Below are 5,606 nucleotides of genomic sequence, written 5' to 3'. Positions count from 1 at the left end.
ACGAACCGAGCAACACCACCGGCCAGGACCCCACCCACCCGCAGACAGCACGAACCATTGGTTCGCCACACCATGTCCCCAACACATCAATCCGCCCGCCGCACACACCCGCACCCAGCACACCCGCCCCGCGACCACCTTTTCGTCCCCCAATCCCTCCACCCTCCGCCAATCTGCTGCCGCGCCCGCCAATCGCAATCCGCCACGCCAATCGCCAATCGCCACCCACGCCGCCGCCCGCCCCACACCCCTCATCCACCCACACATAACCCAGCCCACTACGTGGGCTGAACCACCCGCGCAGGCTCAGCCACGACGGTGGCCGGGTCGACACCGGTAGTCGGTTGCGGAGCAGCTCGCGCGTGAGCGCTGAGGGCGTCGGGGTGTCGCGGTCAGCGACACCCCGACGCGCTCAGTGCGGTTGCTTGTGTCGGTGAACGTGGGTTGTCCCGGAGGGGGGCTGGCAGACGGCCAGCCAGAGGAAGGAGGAGAGCCGGGGCACCCGACCGGGTGCCTCGGGGGCGGCCCGCCCTTCGGGCCTGGGCCGTGTGGTGGTTGGTGTGGGTGTGGGGCTGTGCCCCGGCTGTGGTGGTTGTTGGTGTGGTGAGGCCGCTTGCGGTGACCCCCGCCCTTCGGGCCTGGGGGTCTGTGGTTGGTGGCGTGAGGGTGCGGGTGGCTGCTGGCGGCGGTGCTGGCGGCGGTGTTGTCGCCGGGGGGATGTGCGGTTGTGGTGGTGGTGCACCCCGGCCCTTCGGGGCTCGGGGTGTGTCACCGGGTTGCGTTGTGGTGGTCGGCTGCGGTGACCCCCCGCCCTTCGGGCCTGGGGGTCTGCGAGTGGCGGTGTTGGTGGCGGCGGCCGGTGGCGGCGGTTGTCGACGGCAGCCCGGGGTTGTGTCCGAGACCGTCGGGTTGCGCCAGGGCGTGTGGTGGCGTCGGGGAGCGCAGCGTGCCGGTGACCCCCGCCCTTCGGGCCTGGGGGTCGTGCCCGAGACGGCTTGCGGTGACCCCCGCCCTTCGGGCCTGGGGGTCTTCGTCGTCGGGTCACCTGCCGGTGGTGGGCCGCGCCCGCAGACGTACCCGGCGAGCGTGGTTGGCGGCTGCAGGCTGCGCAGGAGACGACGGCAGGAGACGACGTCGACGACCCCGGCGTCCGGCGACGGCAGCGACCCTTCCGTCGGCAGGTGAGCAGCCACCTGTGGCCCAGTCCCGAAGGGCGGGCCACCCCGCGGTGTTGGCGTCGCTGTCGACGGCTCAGACACCTACCTGGCTGGCGTGGCTGTGTGGCGCGTGTCGCTCGCAGCACACCCCGGTGGGCGGATTTGGGGGAGCTTGCGACCCCGACCGCCCGGGGGTGTGCTGCGGCGGCGCCGCACAGCCGCCGGAGGCGTCGGCAGGTCCGCGAACCCCGTCGCCGCCGGTGGCGTGGTCGGCCGAATAGGTCGACTACGCCGCCGGCGGCGACGGTTGGGTTCGCTCCTGCCGGCGTCGCCGGTCGAGCCACACACCACACAGCACGCACAACATCCGTAAATGCTTTATCCAGGGCGTTGTGCGTGTTGTGTGGGGAGGGGCGAGAGTCGGCATTTTGTTGGGGGTTTGTGAGTCACCTATCGGCGTTGTTTCTGCAGGTATGGGTGTTGAGGGTGTTGAATGTGTGGTGACTTGGTGTAGTTACGGTTGTGGTCACGTAAATCTGTGAGGTGGTGGGCTGGTGGCTGAGGTTGTTCCGAAGTCGTTGGTGGAGGCTCAGCGGGCTGATGCGTTGTTCTCGCGTTGGCGTCGGGAGAAGGCTGCGCGGTTGGCGTCGCAGGAGGCTGGGGTGCGGTCGGGTACGGCGTATCGGGGGCATGGTTGGCGGCGTACTCCGAGGGATGAGCAGCTGCTCGAGTTTGTGACGTTGCACGGCATGATCTTGTTGCGGCAGGCGGCGAAGTGGTTCTACGGCGGTAGTGAGCAGACGGCGTTGAAGCGTGCGGTGAAGATGACGCAAGCGGGGTTGCTGGCGCGTGATGATGGTGTGGAGGAGTGGGCGGGCACGGTGTTGACGCCGACTCGTGCTGGTCAGCGGGTGGGTGTCTCGGCGTTGCCGCGGATGTTTGATGGGTTGACCGTTCAGGATCGTGCGGTGCCCGACAATTTGTTGCACGCAGCGTTGGTGGCGGATCGCATGTTGGTGGCGAGGTCGCAGGGCATCACGGTGTTGACGGAACGTCAGATCCGGTTGCTGGATAAGCAGGATGATCCTGTTGAGGTGCAGGCGTTCTTGGAGTCGGTGGGTGTGCGGTTTGCTGCTGGCGCGACGGATGTGGGGGTGCGGTCGGGTCAGGTGTTTGTGAAGACGGGTGAGGATTCTGCGGGTCGGGAGCTGTTTGAGAAGCGCGATACGTTCGTGGCTGCTCCGGTTCCGTCGACGAGGCAGCGTGGTTCGGATCCGTTGAGTGTGCGGTACCCGGACTTTTTGCAGGTGACTGGTCAGGGCGAGTTGGTGGCGGTGGAAGTGGAGATTGCGGCGAAGCCGTCGGATCGGTTGGGGGCGATCATCGCCGGCTATGCGAAGGCGGTGGCTCGTTATCGTCCGGATGGTCGTGGTGGTGTGGTCCGGGAGCGTAAGCGGGTGCGTGATGGTGAGGGCGGTACGCGTGAGGAGATGCGGCCGGTGTTGGAGCGTCACCAGTTCCGTCAGGTGCAGTGGTGGTGTGTGCCGGAGTCGCAGGCGTTGTTGTGTGGCCGGTACACGCGGGCGACGAACGGTTACTCGCGCGGCATGATCACGAAGACGATGCCGTTGGAGTTCGAGGGTGTTGATTGGGCGGCGCCGCCGACTGGGTTGCCGATGACGGTGCGGGCGGCGGTCGCTGATGATTCGGGGGTGCAGTACAAGCTCGATCAGCGTGTGCTGTACGCCCGCTATCGGTGCTCCTATCAGCGGTGGAAGTTGTGGCGGAAGGTGTGGGAATCGCGTGTCGCGCCGCATGAGCGTGGGGCGTGGACGTTTGTGAAGTGGTTGATGGTGCCGGCCGGTGGGGCGGGTGTGTTGTCGAATCTCGAGTTGTGTGAGGAGGCGGAGCTCGCCGCGGCGAATGCTGTTCCGCCGAGGAAGTCGCGCGCCGTGTGACGTAGGTGCGGCAGCCGGGTTTTCCGCACCGTTCGTTGTGGTTGCGGCGGCTGCGATAGGGGCCGGTGGGGTCGCGGTGGTGGTGTTGTTTTCGGTCACTGTGTCACCCACCGTGTTGGGGTGTAGCGGGGGGCGAGGCGCCGGTAGGCGGCTGCATGGTCGGCGGTGCTGCCACCTGGTTGTGGGCTGGTGGTGCGCGGGTAGCGGCCCAACGTTGACAGCACTGTCGATGCCCACACGGTGTGTTTGTGGTCGTGTGGTGCGGCCAGGAACTCGTGTTCTGCTTGCCACCAGTCCCAGCAGGCTCGTTGGATAGTCCACCGGGTGCGGCGACGATGCCAGGCTCCTGCGGTGCGGGTTTTCTGCGCCGCGTGCTGCCATTGCGTGTCGCTGATCGGGCTGGCGTCGGGTGTGGTGAGCAGGCCTGCGTCGGTGAGGAATCTGGTAGCTCGGGTCACCTGATCTGCGGTGAGGCCGGTAGTGCAGGCTGCGGCTGCCGTATCGCAGCCGGGGATCGTGTGCAGTGCCGCCAGCAGCAGGCTTGCGTGTGTCCCACCGGGCGCAGTCCACACGTCGTGAGCGAACAAACCCAACTTTTTCTGCAGCGATTCGCGGAGAGTTTTCATGGACGGTGCTGTCGTGGCGAGTTCTCGCGTCGGGGCGTGGGGGGCGGGTACCCCTTGTGTCCATGAGGGCTCGTCAGGTGTGCGGAGCTCGAATTCGTGGGCGCGTCGTCCTGCTGCGGGTGTGCGGAGGTCGATGACGTTGAGGTCGACGAGGATGCGGGTGTAGGTGGCGGCGGTTTGCGGCGAGTTGACGGCGGCGATGCGCGCGAGTTCACGGGTGGAGGCGTAGTAGGTGCTGGTTCCGGTGAGCGCGCACACCAGATGCGCTTCGAGGATGCGGCGCAGTAGGTGGGTGTCGCAGCGGTAGGTGATGTGCTGTTGGTCGGCCCAGGCGAGGATGCGGGTGGCGCGGTCGGTGATGTCGTCGATGGTGCGGTCGCGGTCGGTGTCGGGTCGCGGGGTGTAGCGGGTGACGGCGGCGCGGGCGCGGTCGAATTGCCGCAGCAGATGTGTGCGGGCGGCGTGTGGGGTGCGGGGCTGGCGGTGGATGGTGGCGGGCAGCCGTTGGGATTGGGAATGGGTGAATGCGGCGGGCGCGAACGCGTCTTGGAGAAGCGTCACTGTGTCGCTATCCCAGCCGGCGTGCGCGCACGCGAGGAGAACGGACCGTTCGATTCGGCTGGCGTCGGCGCGCATGTCGGTGACGGTGGCTGCCGGATTGAGTAACGCCAGGATGCGTGCCGGTAGCGCGTTGAGGTGGTCGCGGAGGCCGAGACTTTCTGCACGAGTTGCGTAGTCGGCGGGCCACACATCGTCGATCGATGTGTGGGAGTCGCGGTCAGCGACGCAGTCGTCAACGCGGTGGACGGCGGTCGGGGCGATGGTGGTGCTGGTGAGGTCGAGAGGCTGTGGTGGGGGTTGGGTGGCATCCGGCAGCGACGTCAGGCAGACGGCAGCGTCAGCTGCGGTGGGGGTGGTGTGAAGCTGCGGCAGCTGGTCGGCGACATCGGTGGCGGTGAGCTCGAGGGGCGGCAGACCGGCGTCGGTGACGTGCGCGGCGAGCCGATACCGGCTGCAGCGCAGTTCGGTTGTGGCCGCGGTGATCGCGGCGGAAAGGGTGTCTCGGTCGCGCACCACCCAGCCTCGCGGCACGCCCGCAGCCTGGCGTGGTTGTGGGGTGTTCGTGAGGTGGGGTGGGGTGCCGGTCGCGGCGAAGTGGGCGGCGAGGCGGTCAACAATATCGGTAGCTGCGCGGCTGGCTCCGGTCAGTACTGCGGTCGGGTCGCAGTTCGGTGGGGTGCTGACGGCGATGAGTTCGGCGTGGCCGCCGGCGCGGTGCGGTGCGCCGGGGAATCGCAGTGCGCCGCTGTCGGGATTGGTGAGCGGGGTGGGGTCGATCGACGGGTAGCGGGCGGCGAGTAGTCGCCGAAGGGTGGTTGTTTGCGGTGCGGTGAGGCCGTTGTCGGCGCACAGGATCCAGATGTGGCGGCGACGGGTGTGTGGTGAGGACGACGACAGTAGGGCTGGGAGCCCGAGGTGTTGCAGGCAGGTGAAAAGGTCGTCGGCGTCGGTGTCGGGGCGGGCGTGGTGGCCGAGTTTGTCGTCGAAATCGATGCCGATTATTCGTAGCTGTCCGAGTGTGTCGAACAGTTCAACAGCCCATGGCTGCGTCGGCGCGATGCTGTCGTGAACGTTGCGTGGGAAGCGGCGAACCGTCTTGTACTGGTGGGTGTTTGCGGTGTCGACGCGCACGCGGCGACGCGGCGCCCAGGCGGCGGCGATGCGGAAACAGTGGTGTGTGTCCGGGTTGATTCGGGTGCCGTGGACGGGCGCGGTGGCCGGTTGCGGCATGGTCGTATCGCCGCCCCGACGGTGTGGTGGGGGCGGCGTGAGGGTGGCGGTCATGCGCCTAGATGGGGTTTCTC

The 5,606-nt window shown here is 67.7% G+C and carries 2 protein-coding genes; one reads left to right on the top strand and one right to left on the bottom strand.

Going from position 1 to position 5,606, the window contains the following annotated elements; genetic code table 11:
• Positions 1-1,711: 1,711 nt before the first annotated feature.
• Positions 1,712-3,115, top strand: coding sequence for a hypothetical protein (locus tag GOOTI_RS19125; RefSeq protein WP_007240251.1), 1,404 nt, complete (start codon positions 1,712-1,714; stop codon positions 3,113-3,115).
• 95 nt (positions 3,116-3,210) lie between these two features.
• Here the strand turns inward: GOOTI_RS19125 and GOOTI_RS19120 are convergent, their stop codons facing one another.
• Positions 3,211-5,586: a hypothetical protein gene (locus tag GOOTI_RS19120; protein ID WP_138985314.1), complete on the bottom strand. Its 2,376-nt coding sequence runs from the start codon at positions 5,584-5,586 to the stop codon at positions 3,211-3,213.
• Between the last annotated feature and the right edge of the window lie 20 nt (positions 5,587-5,606).

The sequence above is a fragment of the Gordonia otitidis NBRC 100426 genome, from assembly GCF_000248075.1.
GTDB classification, from domain to species: domain Bacteria; phylum Actinomycetota; class Actinomycetes; order Mycobacteriales; family Mycobacteriaceae; genus Gordonia; species Gordonia otitidis.
This window is presented reverse-complemented; position numbering and strand designations above follow the sequence as displayed.

Coding starts and splice junctions, on each gene's coding strand:
- GOOTI_RS19120 (WP_138985314.1), bottom strand. CDS start 5,586: ATGACCGCCACCCTCACGCCGCCCCCACCACACCGTCGGGGCGGCGAT.